Origin of the sequence: Paraburkholderia sp. SIMBA_027, assembly GCF_046535315.1 — a bacterium.
GTDB classification, from domain to species: Bacteria; Pseudomonadota; Gammaproteobacteria; order Burkholderiales; family Burkholderiaceae; genus Paraburkholderia; species Paraburkholderia tropica.
The window spans coordinates 51,144-68,063 of record NZ_JAWRWY010000004.1 but is presented as its reverse complement, the minus strand read 5'-3'; the positions used below and the strand labels follow the sequence as shown (position 1 = coordinate 68,063).

16 protein-coding genes and 1 riboswitch are annotated in these 16,920 nt (G+C 62.3%); of the genes, 7 read left to right on the top strand and 9 right to left on the bottom strand.

Annotated features, from left to right (window positions below):
* Nucleotides 1-145 precede the first annotated feature (145 nt).
* A complete protein-coding gene (locus SB764_RS08340) occupies nt 146-1,465 on the bottom strand; it encodes an NAD(P)/FAD-dependent oxidoreductase (RefSeq protein WP_074987749.1) in 1,320 nt (439 codons plus the stop codon).
* A 601-nt stretch (nt 1,466-2,066) separates the two neighbouring features.
* On the opposite strand from SB764_RS08340, the gene SB764_RS08335 reads away from it, so the two are divergent.
* Complete coding sequence (locus SB764_RS08335) at nt 2,067-3,362, top strand: amino acid permease (RefSeq protein WP_234774658.1); 1,296 nt, start codon at nt 2,067-2,069, stop codon at nt 3,360-3,362.
* Between the two features lie 76 nt (nt 3,363-3,438).
* On the opposite strand, the gene SB764_RS08330 is transcribed toward SB764_RS08335, so the two are convergent.
* Nucleotides 3,439-4,497, bottom strand: coding sequence for a HoxN/HupN/NixA family nickel/cobalt transporter (locus SB764_RS08330; protein ID WP_410863193.1), 1,059 nt, complete (start codon nt 4,495-4,497; stop codon nt 3,439-3,441).
* Between the two features lie 89 nt (nt 4,498-4,586).
* Nucleotides 4,587-4,784: riboswitch (cobalamin riboswitch) on the bottom strand.
* A 106-nt stretch (nt 4,785-4,890) separates the two neighbouring features.
* The gene (locus SB764_RS08325) at nt 4,891-5,820 is read right to left on the bottom strand and encodes a LysR substrate-binding domain-containing protein (RefSeq protein WP_110330008.1); all 930 of its coding nucleotides are present in this window, start codon (nt 5,818-5,820) and stop codon (nt 4,891-4,893) included.
* A 228-nt stretch (nt 5,821-6,048) separates the two neighbouring features.
* On the opposite strand from SB764_RS08325, the gene SB764_RS08320 reads away from it, so the two are divergent.
* From SB764_RS08320 to SB764_RS08300, 5 genes are all read left to right on the top strand, one after another.
* On the top strand, nt 6,049-6,777 hold the full coding sequence (locus tag SB764_RS08320) for a sulfite exporter TauE/SafE family protein (RefSeq protein ID WP_110330007.1): 729 nt from the start codon (nt 6,049-6,051) through the stop codon (nt 6,775-6,777).
* A gap of 179 nt (nt 6,778-6,956) precedes the next feature.
* The gene (locus tag SB764_RS08315; RefSeq protein WP_183039619.1) at nt 6,957-7,307 is read left to right on the top strand and encodes a VOC family protein; all 351 of its coding nucleotides are present in this window, start codon (nt 6,957-6,959) and stop codon (nt 7,305-7,307) included.
* A 292-nt stretch (nt 7,308-7,599) separates the two neighbouring features.
* Nucleotides 7,600-8,346: an SDR family oxidoreductase gene (locus SB764_RS08310; protein ID WP_410863483.1), complete on the top strand. Its 747-nt coding sequence runs from the start codon at nt 7,600-7,602 to the stop codon at nt 8,344-8,346.
* Nucleotides 8,347-8,487: 141 nt separating this feature from the next.
* Nucleotides 8,488-9,342, top strand: coding sequence for a DJ-1/PfpI family protein (locus SB764_RS08305; RefSeq protein WP_321871380.1), 855 nt, complete (start codon nt 8,488-8,490; stop codon nt 9,340-9,342).
* A 64-nt stretch (nt 9,343-9,406) separates the two neighbouring features.
* Entirely contained in the window at nt 9,407-9,889 is a 483-nt protein-coding gene (locus tag SB764_RS08300) for a YybH family protein (RefSeq protein WP_410863191.1), read from the top strand.
* 31 nt (nt 9,890-9,920) lie between these two features.
* Here the strand turns inward: SB764_RS08300 and SB764_RS08295 are convergent, their stop codons facing one another.
* The 4 genes from SB764_RS08295 to SB764_RS08280 form a co-directional block, all read right to left on the bottom strand.
* The gene (locus SB764_RS08295) at nt 9,921-10,868 is read right to left on the bottom strand and encodes a GlxA family transcriptional regulator (RefSeq protein ID WP_176079920.1); all 948 of its coding nucleotides are present in this window, start codon (nt 10,866-10,868) and stop codon (nt 9,921-9,923) included.
* Between the two features lie 113 nt (nt 10,869-10,981).
* Nucleotides 10,982-12,340 carry a DUF3443 family protein gene (locus SB764_RS08290; RefSeq protein ID WP_183717614.1) on the bottom strand — a complete coding sequence of 453 codons (1,359 nt, stop codon included), beginning with the start codon at nt 12,338-12,340 and terminating at the stop codon, nt 10,982-10,984.
* Between the two features lie 120 nt (nt 12,341-12,460).
* Entirely contained in the window at nt 12,461-12,946 is a 486-nt protein-coding gene (locus SB764_RS08285) for a DUF2844 domain-containing protein (RefSeq protein WP_176079922.1), read from the bottom strand.
* Between the two features lie 56 nt (nt 12,947-13,002).
* Nucleotides 13,003-13,170: a hypothetical protein gene (locus tag SB764_RS08280; protein ID WP_161495577.1), complete on the bottom strand. Its 168-nt coding sequence runs from the start codon at nt 13,168-13,170 to the stop codon at nt 13,003-13,005.
* 200 nt (nt 13,171-13,370) lie between these two features.
* Here SB764_RS08280 and SB764_RS08275 point away from each other — a divergent pair, with 200 nt between their 5' ends.
* A complete protein-coding gene (locus SB764_RS08275) occupies nt 13,371-14,375 on the top strand; it encodes a diguanylate cyclase domain-containing protein (RefSeq protein WP_410863189.1) in 1,005 nt (334 codons plus the stop codon).
* Between the two features lie 78 nt (nt 14,376-14,453).
* On the opposite strand, the gene SB764_RS08270 is transcribed toward SB764_RS08275, so the two are convergent.
* Both SB764_RS08270 and SB764_RS08265 read right to left on the bottom strand, forming a co-directional pair.
* Nucleotides 14,454-15,617, bottom strand: a complete 1,164-nt coding sequence (locus SB764_RS08270) for a porin (protein ID WP_074987759.1) — start codon at nt 15,615-15,617, stop codon at nt 14,454-14,456.
* 363 nt (nt 15,618-15,980) lie between these two features.
* A complete protein-coding gene (locus tag SB764_RS08265) occupies nt 15,981-16,919 on the bottom strand; it encodes a 2-hydroxyacid dehydrogenase (RefSeq protein ID WP_410863187.1) in 939 nt (312 codons plus the stop codon).
* Nucleotide 16,920: the final 1 nt, after the last annotated feature.

Below are 16,920 nucleotides of genomic sequence, written 5' to 3'. Positions count from 1 at the left end.
TCCTTCCATGAAAAGGGACGCAATGATTCGTTATACGAATCATCTCTGTCGCGTCCTGTGCTTCGTATAAGGTGCGATCGGTCTATATGCTGATTTGCCGGTTTATCGCGTTGCTTCGCGGTCGATATGCGAATCTGGATGCAAATCAGGCTTCGAGTCCTGCCTTGCGCTGTCCCCACCAGAGTGTTGCGTTCACGCCCACCGAGAGGAACGGCTCGGGCGGCGCCTTGTTGGGGCCGGACGTGTCGAGCAGGAAATTCGTCAGTTCATTGGGCTTGCCCGCGAGCCAGTCGGCGAGCAGCGTGCCCGTGACCGTGCCGCGCGTGATGCCGAGTCCGTTGCAGCACAGCGCGCCGTAGACGTTCGGCGCGAGTTGCCCGAAAAAGCCCTTGTGATTCTGCGAAAGCGCGAGCGAACCACTCCAGGTGTACTCGAAATCGACCTGCGGCAACATCGGGAAACGCCGTTCGAACGACAGGCGATGACGTTGCGCGAAGCGGTCGAGGCATTGCTCTCTGGGGCGGCCGTCGGGATTGAACGAGAAACTGTTGCGCACGAGGATGCGGTTGTCGTGCGTGCGGCGCAGCGTGCTGCCGAACGGGTCGGCGGGAATCACGCCCCAGACCGGCTTGCCGCCGAGTTCGGCCTGCTCCGCGGCGGTCAGCGGCCGAGTGAGGCTCGCGTAGAGAAACACCGGCAACATCGTGCGCGCGAGGAAGCCGAAGCGCATGCCGAACGCGTTGTTGGCGAGCACCAGTTTGTCGGCCACGATGCGGCCGTTGCGATGCGCGAGCACGATCTTCTCGCCGTAATCGACGTCGGTGATCGCGGTGCCTTCGTAGAGCGTGACGTTGGGCGGCAGGCAATCGGCGAGACCCTTGACGAGACCCGACGGCTGCACGAGCACCGTGCCCGGCGTGAACAGCGCCTTGCGATAAAACGACGTGCCGATATGTTCGGGCAGCGCCGCGCCGTCGATCACCTGATACGGCTGACCCAGTTTGTCGAGACCTCGGCGATACGCGTCGAGCACGGCCACGCCGCGTTCTTCCACGGCCGCCTGGTATTTGCCGGACGCGGTCATATGGCAGTCGATGCCGTGCTCGTCGACCAGATCGCGCAGGATGGTCTGGCCGAGCAGGTTGAGCTTGAGCGTGGTGCGGGCGGTGTCGATGTCGCCGATGTAATCGTCCGCGCCGATGTCGTGCGGCAGGTCGATCGCGAAACCGGCATTGCGCCCCGAGGTGCCGAAGCCGACCTCCTGGGCGTCGATCAGCACGATTTCGTCGTCGGGGAAATTCAGGGCGAGCTGCCGGGCGGCGGCGAGGCCGGTGAAACCGGCGCCGATGATCGCCCAGCGAGCCTGCGATTCTCCCGTGTGGCCAGGCCTGGGCGTGCGTGCGCGACTCGTGTGATACCAGCCACACATCTTGTCGTCCGCGGGGAGCGAGGTAACCGTTTGCATTGCTAATTCCAATATCGCTTTTGAAACCCACTGCACCTTCGGGTGATCGCGCACCGGATGCATGCGCTGCCCCCTCGGGGCCGTACAGCGCGACGGCGTCTTCCAGACCATCGGTTGGATTCTGTATTCTGTCGTCCAACATTGCTGTATACAAATTGTAGACGAAGTATAGGTTTGAATAAGACTGAACCAGAATAAGGGTTTACGCGCTGAGATTACGCATCGCCGGCGAGACGGTACGCGCCTGTATCGGGCAAGGGTTTTCCCTTGGACTGAGCGGCGAAAGAGGGTGGCAAGGCAGGCCAGGCGAGGCGGCGAGCGCAAGCCGCGGGTGGGGGCGCACTGTCGCGACCGTTATAGGGACGGTCGGAACGGTTCTATATCCGGCGTTATTGGCTCGGGATCATGAAGGCGATCAAAGGCAATGGCCTGACGATGTCCCCGACAAAAACACGGAGGAGGAAGACAGATGCGACAGATTGATAGGCAAGCCGGTTTGATCGATGGCGCGCCCGCGGGTTACGCGGAACCTGGCCGCAGCGCTGGCGCGAGTTCCGGGTCGCACCGGCTCTCCGATGGGCTCAAGCAGCGGCATGTGGTGATGCTGTCGATCGGCGGCAGCATCGGCGCGGGGCTGTTCGTCGGTTCGGGCCACGCGATTGCGGAAGCGGGGCCCGCCGCCGTGCTGGCCTATGTGTTCGGCAGCCTGCTGGTCGTAACGGTGATGCGCATGCTCGGCGAGATGGCGTGTGCGATGCCCGACTCCGGCTCGTTCTCCACCTATGCCGACAAGGCGATCGGCTCGTGGGCCGGTTTCACGATCGGCTGGATGTACTGGTGGTTCTGGGTGCTCGTCGTGCCGCTCGAAGCGACGGCCGCCGCGCACATTCTGAACGGCTGGGTGCCCGACGTGCCGGTCTGGCAGATCTCGGTGCTCGTGACGGCCGCGCTCACGGTCGCGAACCTCGCGAGCGTCAAGAATTACGGCGAACTGGAGTTCTGGTTCGCGATCATCAAGGTGGCCGGCATTCTGCTGTTTATCGGCTGCGGGATTGCGGCGATCGCGGGGCTGATGCCGTCCGTCCACCTCACGCCGTGGCACACGCTGACCGGTCATGGCGGATTCATGCCGCGCGGCATGGCGCCGATCGTCGGTGCGTTGCTGACGACGATGTTCACGTTCCTCGGCACTGAAGTGGTGACGATCGCTGCGGCGGAATCGGAAAATCCCGCGCGGGAAATCGGCCGCGCGATTACCTCGGTGGTCTGGCGCATTTCGCTGTTCTATATCGGCTCGGTGCTCGTCATCATTTGCACGGTGCCCTGGAACGACGCCGATCTGACGGGTCTGGGCGCGTATCAGGCCGTGCTGCGCAGCTTCCATATTCCGTACGCGCGACTCATTACCGACGGCCTCATTCTGGTCGCGGTCGGCAGCTGCCTGAACTCAGCGCTGTATACGGCATCGCGCATGATGTATTCGCTCGGCCGGCGCGAGCAGGCGCCGCGCTTCGTCACGCGCACGACCGCGAGCGGCGTGCCGGCGCGCGCCGTGATGGCGTCGAGCCTCGTGGCGTTCGTGGCGTGCGGGGCGAATTATCTTGCGCCGAAATATGTCTTCGACGCCTTGCTCTCGACGACCGGCGCGATCGCGCTGCTGGTCTACCTCGTGATTGCCGTGAGCCAGTTGCGTCTGCGCCAGCAACTCGTGTCCGCCGGGCCGTTGAAGGTGCGGATGTGGCTGCACCCCTTCCTGGGCGTGCTGGTCGTTGCGCTGATCTGCGGCGCCTTCGTGGTGATGGTGCTCAGCGAAGATCACCGCGGCGAAGTGATCGCCACGTTGGGGTGTTGCGTGGCGCTCGCGGCGGTGGGTTATCTGCGTCAGCGGCGCGCTTGAACCACGACGTCCTCGCCCGTTTGCGTGCGCGGGCGAGGACGCCGAATGTGTCTTGCGATGTCGCGTGATTGCGCGTTCAACGATCGGATTGCAGCGCCGGCAGTTCGTCGTAGCGTTTCAGGCGGTAAATGAGGAACGAAATCACCCACGCAAAAATAAACACGCCGATGATGACGAAGCCGAGGTTGTTGAAATTGTCGTTGAGGCTGCCGATCACGTTCCAGAAGCCGCCCTTGAGGTCGAAGTGATCGGCGAGCAGACCGAGTGTTTCGATACCGCCGATGAGCACCGCGACCGCGACGGAAACGAGCGTGATCGTGAGGTTGTAATAGAGCTTGCGGATGGGGCGCACGAAGGCCCAGTCGTAGGCGCCGAGCATCAGGATGCCGTCGGTCGTATCGACGAGCGACATGCCCGCCGCGAACAGCACCGGAAACACGAGCACCACGCCCATCGACACGCCTTGCGCCGCCTGGCTCGCGGAAATGCCCAGCAGGCTCACTTCGGTCGCGGTGTCGAAACCGAGCCCGAACAGAAAGCCGAGCGGCAGCATCCACAGCGGTCGAGACACGAGGCGAAACAGCGGGCGGAACAGGCGCGAAAGCAGGCCGCGGCTGTTCAACAGCAGATCGAGGTCGTCGTTGTCGTAGCGCTCGCCGCGCCGGACCTTGCCGAACGCGCGCCACACGCCGCGCAGAATGACGATGTTCATCGCGGCGATCAGAAACAGAAACAGCGCGGAGACGCTCGTCGAAATGACCCCGCCGATATCCTTCCACGCCTCGAAGCGGCTTTCGAGCGCCGCCGCCGTCGCCGCGACGGCAATCGCCACGAGCAGCACCACGGCCGAGTGACCGAGCGCGAAAAAGAAACCTACGGAAACCGGACGCCGGCCGTCCTGCATCAGCTTGCGGGTGACGTTGTCGATGGCGGCGATATGGTCGGCGTCGACGGCATGACGCAAGCCGAAACCATAGGCGAGCAGGCCGGTGCCGAGCAGCAGCGGCTGCGCGTGAAAGGCGATGAACGCCCAGATCCACGCGCCGATATTGAAGACCGCGAGCACGGCGTAAATGCTGGCGACGCGACGGCGAAGGGTTCCCGGCGCAGCGGCCGGTTCGAGAGCGATGGACATGTGACAGATCCTGAGGTCGGGGCTGTCCTGCAACGAAGCACCGCGCGAAGCGGTGGTTTGCGCATTGGGACACCCCGCCCGTTGCGGCTGCATGGACCTCGGTCGATGGCAGGTCTCCTGGCTTGCGGGTCACGGTTCTCATGCCCGCCTTCCCGGTTTCCCAGTGGCGCCGAATGGCACGAACTCGCCGCTTACAGTTGCGGGGGCAGCCGCAGACTCGACGCAATGCGTCGTCACTGCGTTCCCTTTTGATCCCGTCGCCGGGAACCATCAGCCCGCAAGCGTAATGGGCGGACGGCCCAGACGTCAATTGCACACGAGAAAAAAGCCTGGATTCGATGGCGAGGTATTCGATGGCGTGCGCTTGCGCTTGCGGTTGCCATTGCCGGTACGTCAGGCTTCGCGCCCGGCCCTGTCGATCATCCATTGCCCGAAGGCCACGACGGCTTCATCGCGCGCGCGATCGGCGTTCATTACCAGCGTGTAGTCGGGTGCGCGCCATCCCGGCGCGGCAATCGGGCAGACGAGCCGCCCGGCGGCGATGTCCCGAGCAATCAGCGGCAGCGACGCGAGCGCGACGCCCAGGCCTTCTACCGCGCTCGCCAGCTGGAGATAGGTGTGGTCGAGTTCGATTTCACGGTGCGGCTGTAGATCAGCGGCGCCCGCCTCGCGCAGCCAGCTCGCCCATGCGGACCGCGTGGTGCTCGAATGCAGCAACGTGTGGTGGCGCAGGTCCGCCGCTTCCCGAATCGGATGCCGATGCAGAAGCGCCGGGCTGCACGCGGGTAGCCGCACGTCGGCCATCAGCGCACGGGAGATCACACCGTCGCCGGTTTCCGGCCCCGCGCGCACGCCGATATCGAACGCGTGGCCGATGTAGCGCAATTTGCGCGAGGTCGTCGACAGCCGCAGATCGATCTCGGGATAGCGGCTGCGGAAATCTTCCAGACGCGGCAGCAGCCATCCCAGTGCGAAACTGGGCTGCACATTCACGCGCACGATGCCCGACACGCGAACCGGCACATCATGGCGGCGCAAGCGGCTTGCCGCCGTGGCGAGCCGCTCGAATGTGCTGCTCACGTCGCCGAGCAGCGCGGCGCCTTCGTCGGTCAGGACCACGCCGCGCGCACGCCGCTCGAACAGCGGCACGCCGAACCAGTCCTCCAGCAGACGGATCTGCTTGCCGACCGCCCAGTGCGTGACGTGCAGGCTCGCCGCCGCCGCGGTCAGGCTGCCGTGCTGCGCGACCGCCTCGAAATAGCGGAGCGCATTGAGTGGCGGAAGCTTTTCGCCGCTTCCTGACGTGTTTCTGGTTCGCGTCATGATGTGACTTTAATTCTCATCTGCGGCGATATTAACTCATTTGATATAAGCTCCGCCGAACCTACGATTGTCACAATTGTGGCGATCCAGTCCGCGAATTCCCGGTTATTTCTGTCAGCATTCATGCATCGAGGGGCACATGCGCTTCAACTTGTTTTCCGTGTCAGCAGCATTGTCGTCGTCATACCGGACGGATGCCGGCATGCGCTTGCGTGAATGGCGTCAGTCATGACGGGGTATCTGCTGGTTCTGGTCGTCGGCGTGATGGCGGGAACGCTCAGCGGCGTCATCGGCACCGGTTCGTCGATGATGCTGATGCCGCTGCTCGTCTTCTTTTTCGGGCCGCAACAAGCCGTGCCGATCATGGCGATCGGCGCCGTCATGGGCAACCTCGGCAGGGTCTGCGCCTGGCGAAGCGAGATCGACTGGAAGGCGTTCGGCGCGTATTGCTCGACGGCCGTGCCAGGCGCGGCGCTGGGTGTGCATACGCTGCTGGCGCTGCCCGCGCATTTCGTCGACGTCGCGCTCGGCGTGTTCTTTATCGCCATGATCCCCACGCGTCGCTGGCTCGCGCGTCGCGCGGTGAAGATCCAGCTCTGGCAACTGGCGCTGATCGGCGGTCCGGTGGGGTTTCTCACGGGCATCGTCGTCTCGACCGGTCCGATCACCGTGCCGGTGTTCACGTCCTACGGCCTTGAACGCGGAGCGTTTCTTGCCACGGAAGCCGCCGGATCGCTGGCCGTTTACGCGACCAAGATCGTGGCGTTCAAGACGTTCGGCGCGCTGCCGCTGAGCGTGTGGAGCAAAGGGCTGATCGTTGGCGCGGCGTTGATGTCGGGATCGTTCTTCGCGAGAAGCCTGGTCATCCGCATGAAACCGTCGACGTTCAGGTGGCTTGTCGACGGCTTGATGCTGGCGTCCGGCAGTTCGCTGTTGTGGGCGGCGGCGATGCGGTAGCGGGGATAACGTGCGCCGCGGGTTGTGTTATCTGCCCCCGCGTGGCTCGACTCAACGCGATAACTGGACGGGCTTTCACCGCGATCTTCGGCGGCTGCATCGTCTACGCGCGTTCGTCGATCTCGCGGTTCAGCATCTTGTCGATTAAATTCTCGTTTGACGATGGAAGGATAGCGCGCATGAACTCGCCAATCTGTGCGGTGCTTGTGTACGTGCCGGATGTGCCCGCAGCATTGGACTGGTATCAGTCCGCGTTTCGAGGCGCTGTGCGTCGCTCGCTTGAAGCGTTCAATCTGACTTACCTCGAATTCAATGGCGTCAGACTCGAAATCGTTCCTGCCGATGCGAAACTCTCGGCGGGATCGGCGGGTACGGTTGTCTACTGGAGCGTCGATGACTTCGACGAAGCGTTACGGCATTTCCTGCGCGTCGGCGCCACGCTTTATCGAGGGCCCGCACATGTGGAAGACGGCAAGCAGATGTGCATGCTGCGCGACCCCTGGGACAATTGCATCGGCCTATACGGCTAGGTCGAACTCCCCGTTCAACTTGAACCGCTAGCAAAAGCCGTCACCGCCTCGCGGCTTTTCAAACACACCTTGTTTCACGAACGGGAATCCCGCGCAAGCGTCCTGCCCATGACTGCCGAGCCGATATTCAGGTTGACGGCATGCGTGACGTTTTTTGAGGGTTATACGACCTTTGAGTCAATCCGCCTCGGTTCCATAATTTGCGCAGACACCACGCCGGCACACGAGCACCAACGCGGTGACGTTCAGTGCTTTCGGCGTGGTCAAACTCGAGCAAAGAAAGGAACTGAACATGAGGCTCAAAAACAAGTCAGCGTTGATTACGGGCGGCACCAGCGGCATTGGTCTCGCGACCGCGAAGCTTTTTATTGCAGAAGGCGCGCGCGTAGCGGTGACAGGCCGCGACGAGACCATATTCGATCGCGTGAAGGCCGAGCTTGGCGAGCATGCGCTGGTGCTCAAAGGCGATGTGCGGTCGATCGACGACATGCGGGCGATTGCCGCCGAGGTGAAAGCGCAGTTCGGCGGCCTGGATATCGTGTTTGCCAACGCCGGTTGGGCGTTCCCTTCCGCGCTCAACGATATCGACGAAAAGCTTTACAGCGAGATCATGGATATCAACGTGAAGGGCGTGGTGTTCACGCTTCAAGCGGTGCTGCCGGATTTACATGAAGGATCGTCAGTCATCCTGAATACATCGTTCGTCGCGCAGACCGGTAAGCACGGTATTTCGTTGACCGCCGCGGCGAAAGCGGCGGTACGATCGCTCGCCCGTAGCTGGTCTTATGAGTTCCTCGACCGGAAAATCCGTTTCAACGCCATCGCGCCCGGTGCGATCGACACGCCGTTGATCAGCCGATGGGGCATGTCCGAGGAATGGGTTCGCGACCGCAAAGCGGAGTTTGCCGAAGCCATTCCCGCAGGCCACCTGGGTCGCGCGGAGGACATTGCCTACGCTGCGCTCTATCTCGCCAGCGACGAATCGGCCTATGTCATTGGCACCGAACTGATTGTCGACGGCGGCGCTTCGCAGCTTTAAGTCCGCCCCTCGCGATTAAAGCGCTTCCGGCTCGCCCATACCTCGATCCCACGTCCACCACGCTTTCACGGTGTGGTGGCTTTCAATCCGGCCCAACCAGGTTGTGCACACGGAGGGGCCGACGCGCAAGGAGAAATCATCTTGACCGACAGTAGTGAAAACAAGGCCGCGGACAAATCGCTGAGCGGGGCAGGTCGTTCGCGCCGCGACATGCTGAAGTTCGGCAGCATCGCCACGCTGGGCGCCGTGCTCGGTGGAGGCGCGTTGCTCGGCCACGCGACGCCTGTTTCCGCGCAGGCAGCCGGCAAGGCCGAACTCAGGCCCAGTGATCCGCTCAACATTTTGATTGTCAATTACGACGGCGGCACGCTGCTCGATTTTGCGGGGCCTAGCGAGATTTTTCATCGTCTGCCGAATACGAACGTTCGCTACGCGAGTCTGAATGGCGGCAACGTGACGCTCGAATTCGGCGTCGTGTATGGCAACACGGAACGACTGGCCGATATCGAGAAGACCGATCTGATTCTGGTTCCTGGCGGCTCCAATTTAAGCGCGCCGATGCAGCCGGAGTATCAGGCGCAGATCCGGCGTCTGGCGGAAAGCGCCAAACACGTGACGTCGGTGTGCAACGGGTCGCTGGTGCTCGCCGCCACCGGCATTCTCAATGGCAAGCGAAGCGCCTGCCATTGGGCTTTCGTCAACAAGCTCTCCGAGTATGGCGCGATTCCCGTGCCGGATCGTTTCGTGGAAGACGATAACGGCCGCTTCATGAGCGGCGGCGGCGTAACGGCAGGTATCGATTTCGCGCTTCGCGTCGCGGCGAAACTGCGCGGTCAGCAAGCTGCCGAATTCACGCAGCTCGTGATCGAATACGATCCCGCGCCGCCATTCCATTCGGGGCATCCACGAGATGCACGGCCCGAAATTGTCGCGATGGTGGACAAACAACTGCCCGGTGCGTCCCGTGGACTCGCCCGTATTCCGGGCGTTCGCTGAAATGCGCGGCCTCGTTCGCACACACGCAACGCCTTCGATTCCCACTCCGATTGGACATTCTTCAATGCAACAGATTCGTCGATACGCTGCCGCCGTTGCAGCCTGCTTGACCTTGTGCGCGTTTGCCGCGCCGGCAATGGCTGCCGGCACGCAGCCGCAAACCGAAGCCGCCATCAAAGCCGAGAACGCGCGATGGGCCGATGCCTTCGCACGCGGCGATTATGAGGCTATAGGTCGTCTTTATACGCATGAGGGCGCGCTCTTGCCGCCTGGCGGCGACAGAGTGACGGGCGGCGATGCAATTACCGCGTACTTCGTGAAAGCGTATGCTGCGAAAAAACCGGGCACCGTATCGTTCAGCCATTACGAGTTCTACGGCAATGAGCAGGCGGTAACGGAAGTTTCGGATGCGGAAGTCCGCGACCATGACGGCGAGCTTACCTATCGCGGCAAGCAGATTCTCGTTTTCCTGAAGGAAAACGGTGCGTGGAAATTGCAGCGCGACATGTGGAATGATTACGCCGCCCAGTCATCGAATGGAAATTGAGCGTCTGCCGATTTAAAAGCATGACGCCATATCAGCGCGTGCTGTTCATTCGGCTCTCGCGCCGGATCGCCTGCGGCGGGTGGCCATGCAGTTTGATGAAAGCCCTCCGCATCCGCTCCGGATCGGTGAATCCCACGGCCAGCGCAATTTGCTCGATCGGTTCGCTGCCATCCTGAAGGCGCAATCGCGCCGCTTCGACACGCAAACGTTCGACCGCTTTCGCAGGCGTTTCTCCGGTTTCGCGGCGAAATGCGCGTCCAAATTGCCGTGGACTTAAATTGGCGGCATCGGCGAGTCGCTCCACAGGCAGCGCTTCCGCCAGATGTTCGCGTGCGAAGTTCAGCGCAATGCGGATGCGATCCGATTCCGGCTCCATCTGCGACATGGCGGAGAATTGCGATTGGCCGCCCGGTCGACGATACGGCACGACCAGCAGCCTGGACACCGCACGCGCGACGTCCGCGCCCATGTCGCGCTCGATCAGTCCGAGCGCCAGGTCGATTCCGGAGGCAATGCCCGCCGATGTCCAGACGTGGCCGTCCACGATATAGATGCTGTCGCCTTCGACGCGCGTGCGAGGGAAGCGCGATTGCAGCAACGCGGAATATCGCCAGTGCGTCGTGGCTTTTAAACCATCCAGCAAGCCGGTTTCCGCAAGCAGAAAGGCGCCGGTGCAGACGCTCGCGACTCGCGACGCCTTCGCGCCCAGTTTCTTCGCCGCTGCGATATTTTCCGGTGTCTGCATGGGCTCGATATCGCCGCCGACGAAAACGACGGTGTCGAACCTGCGCCTGCCGACAGGGCGCGTCTCGATGGCAAGACCCGTATTGCCGCGAACCGGGCCGCCCGACTGTGAGATGACTTGCAGATCGTACGGCGTATGGCCCGCGGCGGCGGCCACCTGATTGAATGCCGATAGCGGGCCGCCGAGATCGAGCGCGTCGTGGCCGCTGCAAACAAAGAATCCAATGCGATGCATGGTGCAGTCGTCAGCCGGATAGGAGGGGAAGTCTTATTTTACGGAAATCCCTCGAATTGCGCCTGACGGCTGCCGGCCCGGAATAGCGCAACCGGTCCGGCTCAAGCCGAGCGTTACAGGCCGTTCGATGCGAAGGCCGCGTACGCGTCGCCCGCACCGGACGAGCTCTCGTTTTTGATCACCACATAGCGGCCATAGAAGAACGGCATGCCGAAATCCATGCCGCTATCGACCAGTCCGTACACGGCGATATCGTCGAACGCATAGACGCCGCTGGTGCTCAGCAGCGACACGACGTTGCCGACCTTGAACGAGCCGGTATACGAGCCGCTGGAATCGCTTGCGCCGCTGTTCGGCGTGAACGTCACGGACTCGGTCTGGACCGACGAGGGGCAATAGTAGTCGCTATTGGAACCCGTGCAGCGCGTCAGCGTACTGTCCTGGAAGTACAGGAAGTTCGTGCCCGAATCGATGAAGCTGCTCTGGTTGGCGGTGCCGCCATACGTCGCCTTGAATTCGAAGCTCGTGTCGAGCGGAATGCGATCGGCCGAGTCCAGCGTGTTGTTCGTCTGCGTGCCGACGCCGAAGTAAAGCGTACCGGTCGCGAGCGCCTGACCGCTATCCGACACGCTCGGCATCGAGAGGACAATGCCGTTGTTGTCGCTGCTCAGCATGCTGACCGGGTTCGTCACCTGCTGGCTCAGCGGCACGGCGCTCGACGTCGAGCAGCTCGAACCGGTTGCACACGCGTAGTACAGCGGATAGGCACTGGTGGCGCAGGTCGAGCCGCAATCGCGGATCTGCCCCTGCACGCCCAGAATGCCGTTCGCGCCCATCTCGGTGGTCGAGCCCATGTCCGAGCCGGTGCCGGTGCACGCGGACGGCGCCGAACCGGCATCGGAATCGCCGATCACCTCGACCGGCACGCTCGAAGCGGTTTTGCTTCCCATCGTCACATCGGCGAGACGCAGCGAGCCCCACGTATAGCCGCTGACGAACTGGCCGCATTCGTCGATGTAATTACCCGACGACGCCAGTTGCTCGCGCGTCATGCCGGCGAGCGTCGTGGCGCTCAGCGACGAAGCCAGCACGCGCAGACCGGTCGATCCGGTATCCAGCAGGACGTGATCGATCGTGTCGCAAGTGGTGGTGCCGGGCGCGCAAACGGTCACCGTGACGAACGGTTGGTTCGGATAGGAGCCGAGGCTTTTCTGCACGATGACGGTCAGCGTGTTGCTGCTGCTCGACGAACTGGTGTTGTTCGACGAATTCGCAGAACCGGTCGTCGTCGATGTGCTGTCGCTCGACGAACCGCCGCCGCCGCACGCCGCCAGCGCGAGCAGCAGGGCGTACGCAGCGACCTGGGTGACCGGGCGGCGCGGCAACAACCGGAACGTGCGCGATACGTGGCCGGCGGAGAAGCGATGCGCGAGCAGCGCGAGACCGCAGGCGAGCACCGCGAGAGAAGACATTGTCGTCATGACTGGACAGTGGCGAGAAAAACGAGTGCGAAAGAAAGCGTAAGGGAGTGCAAGAGAGCCCATCGGCGCCGCGCGGCTTCGCATGAAGCCCGCGCGGAAGCGAGGCGGGCGTTACTGGATCACCGACGTGCTGACGCCGGTCGGCAGCAGCGACGGCAGCCAGGCCCGGCCGCGGAAGTGTCGTTGATGGCCTTGCACCTGCACGACGAAATCATCGGTGCTGATATTCACGCCACCGCTGCGCGTGCGGTCGGTCTGATTCTGCAGCGCGCTCACGTATTCGGAGAAGATCGTGCTGCCCATGAAGCTGCGCAGATCGGGCATGAAGGGACCGTCCCACGCCAGGGCGAACACGGTGCCGTCGACGTTCAGGTATTCGCGTTCGGTGATGCCGTTTGTGAGCGTCGATTCGCGCACGGTATAGGCGGTCGACGTGCTCGTTGCCGACGTGCTGCTCGTCGCCTTCAACGACACGGCGCTCGACGCCTGGGCGCTGGTCGCGGGCAGTGTCGGCGGCCCGCCGAGTTCGGCATGCGCACCGATACAGCACACGCTGCCCGCGACGAGTACGAGAGCATGGACAGCGGAGCGCGCCATGGCAGAGGCGCGGGCAGGAATGACGGCGGAGACATCCGCCACACGACGCAAGCTATTCACGAAGCAATCTCCTGCGTCTGTGCGAGGCAGCCGGCGGTGCCTGTCTGAAACGGCATTGCTTCGTCATTCGGGTATTGGCCGCGCAGAGAATCCGTGGCGTTTTCCATTCTTCGTTGTTCCTCTTGATCTGCAAGGTCGGTGTCGCGTGCAAGCTGATCCCACACGACGTGTCTGCAATGTTAACGGACATGCTGCAAGGAACTTGAGTCTTCGCGATGGCGTGCCGTGCGGTCGTTCATCGTGATGGGCGGTCTCGCAGATGTCGCTCTCGTGACACCTGGAAAGCCGCGAAAAAAGCTGATACCGTCGAATGCATGCCATCCCGGCAAGCGGGTTATGTCATCTGCATACATGAGTGTCAGCCATGGATGAATTGCTTGAACGTCTTTCGCAAAAGGTGGCCGCCGCACAGAGCCTGGAAGGTTTGGTGCGCCCGCTGCTCGAAATGCTGGGGACAATGACCGGACTCGAATCGACGTATCTGACGTCGATCGATTTCAGCCGCGAAGTGCAGACCGTGCTTTATTCGCGCAATGAAGGACGCACGCAGGTGCTCGAAGGCTTGCAGGTCCAATGGTTCGACACTTTGTGCAAACGCAGTCTGGAAAGCGGGCAGCGTGTTGTCAGCAACGTCAAGGAAATCTGGGGCGATTCGCGCGCGGCCGCCGAGCTGGATATCCGGACTTATGCGAGTGCGCCGGTCTGCGCCGAAAGCGGCGCCGTGATCGGCACGCTATGCGGTATTAGCCGGGAAAGTCTGGAAATCAATTCGCGTGCGCGTAGCGCGTTGAATGTGTTTGCGAAACTGATTTCGGAACATATCGAGCGCGAGCGATTGATCGAACAATTGACGCTTGCTAACGAGCATCTCTCTCAGCGCGCGCTTACCGACGATGCGACGGCGTTGCCGAATCGGCGCGCATTGCAGGAAGCGCTTGGGCGTTTGCTGGCGAATTCGTCGACGGATGGTTCATATGTGGCGCTGTGCATCGTCGACCTGGAGGGCTTTTACGCGCTGAATGACCGGCATGGCTATGCAGTCGGCGAACAGCTTCTGCGCACCAGCGGCGAACGGATGCTGGCGGCGAGTTCAGACGACGGTCAGCTTGCGCATATTGGCGCCGGACGTTTTGCGTTTGCGGGCGCATTGCCGTCCGATTTTGCACAGGCTTCCGCACAAGCCGAGGCGATTGCGCAGCGCTTGTCCGAGGCGGCGGCCGGCGACTATGTTTTGGCGAACGTGAGAATGCATTATCAGAATGCATTGGCGGGCGGCGTCGCGGTTCGCTTCGTGACGGTCGCGCAGGCGCTCGATCAGGCCGATCAGTTGATGCTGCGGCTCAAGCGGAATCGCGGCGGGGAAAGGTAGGGCGCATCGGATGTGCAAGATGCGCCTGCCTTGCCTGCGCGACTTCGACAGGCAAGGCAGGCGTAACGCGACCTTACATCAGAACTTATGGCGAATGCCGACGATCACCATCGACTGACTATCGGTGCCGCTGCGGCCGTATGAACCGATCGACGCCACTGCCGTCTGCAGCGTGCCGTCGGCTTTGCGTTGCGTGCCGCTTGCATGTTGATAGCCGGCAAGCGCATACACGTCGGTGCGCTTCGACAGGTTGTAGTCCGCGCCGAGACTGATTTCGTTGTAGGTCGCAGACGTATCGCCACCCGCCTTCACGAATTCATAGCCAACACCCGCGAGCAGCGCCGGCGTAAAGTGATAAGCGAGAAACGCTTTGCCGATGTTGTAGTGCTGCGTGCCCGAGAAATTGGAAGCCGCGTCGCTCTGATATTGCACGTTGCTGTACGACGCGCCGATCAGCAGCGAACCCAGCGCATATTGGGCCGCCGCCGACGCGACGCCCATTGCCTTCGCCGACTGATATCCCTGATTGATCGGGCTGACGAACAGCGAATCGCCGCTGCTGGTCCAGGACGTGCGCGTGGCACCCGACGACGGTTCGTTGGTCAACCGCATGTACATGGCCGCCAGATTCACCGGGCCATTCGCGTACGACACGCCGCCCGAATAGGTGTAGCCCTGACCCGTCTGGCCCGCGAGGCCGCTGAAACCGTAGACCAGTTCGACCTGCACGCCTCGCCAGTTCGGGCTGAGGTATTTGATCGAATTGTTGACGCGCATGTCGTTGTCGTTGTTGTCGAGATCGCCCGGCGTTGTAAACATCGTGCTGAAGTAATTGTCGCCGGTGATTGCCTGAATCATGTCGACAGACGCTTCGTATTGACGACCCGCCGTGAGCGTGCCCCAGTCCGCGCTGCTCAGGCCCACGTACGCGCGTCGGCCGAACAGACGCGATCCCTGACCGGCCGCGCCGGTATTCATGTTGAATCCGCTCTCGAGCTGGAACACGGTTTTCAGACCGCCGCCGAGATCCTCCGAACCTTTCAGCCCCCAACGGCTGCCGCTCAGATTGCCGCTCGACATCGCCACGGCATTCTTGCTGCCGCTGGCGTGGTTGATGTACGCGATACCCGTATCGGCGACGCCATAGAGCGTCACGCTGTTCTGCGCATGAGCGAAACTTGCGCCAGCGAGAAGCGCGACGGAGAAACCAGCGCCAAACGTATTGCGGGTGGACTTATTCATTTGCGAGCTCCAGGTGGTAGCGTGTGGTTAAAAGTTCGTAGTCCGGATTGATCGGAAATCAGCGAGCGGAAAAGCGTTGCGGACGATCGGCATTTCCGCGCTGGGGCGGTTCAATTCAGGCGTTCAATTGGAGCACGCGAAAACCGGGGCTTTGTTCTGTATAAAATGCGCAGAAACGCGATAAATGTGATTTCGTGCCGCGATACGGCATAGGCTGCCGTTTTCGCCATAAAGGGGCGGCCTGCACAGTCGTGAATGGACTTGCGGACGGCATGCACTTTCCCGGTGATCGCCGCGAACATGACAAAAGAAAAATCCCCAGCAGTTGGCCCGCTGGGGATCGTGATGCGTCGTCCTTGAAACTCAATAGCCGAAGTCGGCGGCGTAGACGTGTTCCAGTGCTTGTCCCGCCCGGTCGGCCAGAATCGCCTTGACGACCTGGCGCGCCTTGCTCTCGCGCGACACGGCCGAAGCGATGTGCGAACTCAGCCACAGTTTCGGGTGTTGCCACAGCGGATCGTTCGGCGTCAGCGGTTCGGGGTCGAACACGTCGAGAAACGCGCTGTGCAGATGTCCGCTATCGAGGCTGGCCACCACGGCCTGAATATCGACCTGAGGCGCACGGCCCACGTTGATCAACGATGCGCCACGCGGCAGCGCGGCCAGAAAGCGGCGGTCGATCAGATTGCGTGTGGCCGCCGTATCGGGCAGCAGATTGACGACGATATCTGCATTCGCGACGCACGCGTGCAGGCCGTCATCGCCGGCAAAGCTTTCGCACTGCGCAATCTGTTTGGGCGTGCGCGACCAGCCTCTGACGCGAAAGCCATTGGCCGCAAGGCGCAGCGCGCACGCGACGCCCAGATTGCCCAGACCGAGAATCGCCACGGTGGTCTCGCTTGCACGCCGACCGACGAGACTTTCGTCCCAGCGGCGCGCCGTTTGTGCGTCGCGCAGCGCGGGAAAGTCGCGCACGATGGCATAGGTGCACGCCGTGACGAAGTCGGCCATGCGCTCGCCGGTTTCGGGCGTCACCATCCGGACGATCGGCAGATGCGCGGGCACCGAAGGATCGCGCGTAATGTGGTCCACGCCCGCTGCGCTGCTCAGGATGACACGCAGCGCGGGAAATTGCGCGAGCCGTCCGGGCGTCGGCTCCCAAACCATCGCGTACTCGACCCTGGCGGGATCGAGCTCGGGATCGTCCCAACCGACGATTTCCAGTTCGGGCAACAGCGACCGGTAGAGCGATCGCCATTCCGGCATTGCTGCCGGGCCGCCCGATTTGACGACCATTAGCATG

Excerpts from the sequence above, each read along its gene's own strand:
- SB764_RS08265 (WP_410863187.1), bottom strand. The coding sequence starts at position 16,919 with ATGCTAATGGTCGTCAAATCGGGCGGCCCGGCAGCAATGCCGGAATGG.
- SB764_RS08300 (WP_410863191.1), top strand. The coding sequence starts at position 9,407 with ATGCAACAGATTCGTCGATACGCTGCCGCCGTTGCAGCCTGCTTGACC.
- SB764_RS08330 (WP_410863193.1), bottom strand. The coding sequence starts at position 4,497 with ATGTCCATCGCTCTCGAACCGGCCGCTGCGCCGGGAACCCTTCGCCGT.
- SB764_RS08340 (WP_074987749.1), bottom strand. The coding sequence starts at position 1,465 with ATGCAAACGGTTACCTCGCTCCCCGCGGACGACAAGATGTGTGGCTGG.
- SB764_RS08270 (WP_074987759.1), bottom strand. The coding sequence starts at position 15,617 with ATGAATAAGTCCACCCGCAATACGTTTGGCGCTGGTTTCTCCGTCGCG.
- SB764_RS08325 (WP_110330008.1), bottom strand. The coding sequence starts at position 5,820 with ATGACGCGAACCAGAAACACGTCAGGAAGCGGCGAAAAGCTTCCGCCA.
- SB764_RS08335 (WP_234774658.1), top strand. The coding sequence starts at position 2,067 with ATGCTGTCGATCGGCGGCAGCATCGGCGCGGGGCTGTTCGTCGGTTCG.
- SB764_RS08315 (WP_183039619.1), top strand. The coding sequence starts at position 6,957 with ATGAACTCGCCAATCTGTGCGGTGCTTGTGTACGTGCCGGATGTGCCC.
- SB764_RS08290 (WP_183717614.1), bottom strand. The coding sequence starts at position 12,340 with ATGTCTTCTCTCGCGGTGCTCGCCTGCGGTCTCGCGCTGCTCGCGCAT.
- SB764_RS08275 (WP_410863189.1), top strand. The coding sequence starts at position 13,371 with ATGGATGAATTGCTTGAACGTCTTTCGCAAAAGGTGGCCGCCGCACAG.
- SB764_RS08320 (WP_110330007.1), top strand. The coding sequence starts at position 6,049 with ATGACGGGGTATCTGCTGGTTCTGGTCGTCGGCGTGATGGCGGGAACG.
- SB764_RS08295 (WP_176079920.1), bottom strand. The coding sequence starts at position 10,868 with ATGCATCGCATTGGATTCTTTGTTTGCAGCGGCCACGACGCGCTCGAT.
- SB764_RS08285 (WP_176079922.1), bottom strand. The coding sequence starts at position 12,946 with ATGGCGCGCTCCGCTGTCCATGCTCTCGTACTCGTCGCGGGCAGCGTG.
- SB764_RS08310 (WP_410863483.1), top strand. The coding sequence starts at position 7,600 with ATGAGGCTCAAAAACAAGTCAGCGTTGATTACGGGCGGCACCAGCGGC.